Source organism: Sutterella massiliensis (assembly GCF_016899755.1).
GTDB classification, from domain to species: Bacteria; Pseudomonadota; Gammaproteobacteria; order Burkholderiales; family Burkholderiaceae_F; genus Sutterella; species Sutterella massiliensis.
The window spans coordinates 1-543 of record NZ_JACJJC010000234.1 but is presented as its reverse complement, the minus strand read 5'-3'; the positions used below and the strand labels follow the sequence as shown (position 1 = coordinate 543).

Genomic DNA, 543 nt, shown 5'->3' with positions numbered 1-543 from the left:
TGTTCGGACCGCCCGCAACCAGCGGCATTGCGTAGAACGGACCCTTTTCGATCTTGGCGAGCGTTTCGGGACGACGACCGAAATCTTCGTCCTTCTTGCCGTCGCAGAAGCCGTTGAAGCGCTTCAGCGTGTCGACAAGATTGGCAGGCACCATGCGGTTCTTGTTCTCCGGATGAGCCTTGATCTTTTCGGCCAAATCCTCGATCGTATCAGCCTTGAGAATCAAGCCGCTCTTGATTGCTTCTTCGTTCTTGGCGTCCCATTTCACGAAACCGAAGCCGACGGTCGAGATACCGAGGTTGACGAGCGGCATGCGCTGACGAAGCGTTTCGTCAAAGATCAGCCACGACGGCGTGCGCGGATACGAGAGCGAGTTGATGTCGAACTGAACGGCAGCCTTATAGAAGAAGTAGCGGCTGGGATTGTCCGTCACCTTCGTTTCGGCTTCATAGCGCTTGCCGAAGTTATCTACAACGATCGTGCCCGGTGCGCCGACAGAGGGCGTGATGGAGCCGAGCCGCATGCCGTTGTAGCGGACCTGTG

General features: G+C 56.9%; 1 pseudogene. It reads right to left on the bottom strand.

The window, feature by feature from the left end:
* Nucleotides 1-543, bottom strand: a pseudogene (locus H6A60_RS12335) (FAD-dependent oxidoreductase); the annotation flags it as partial.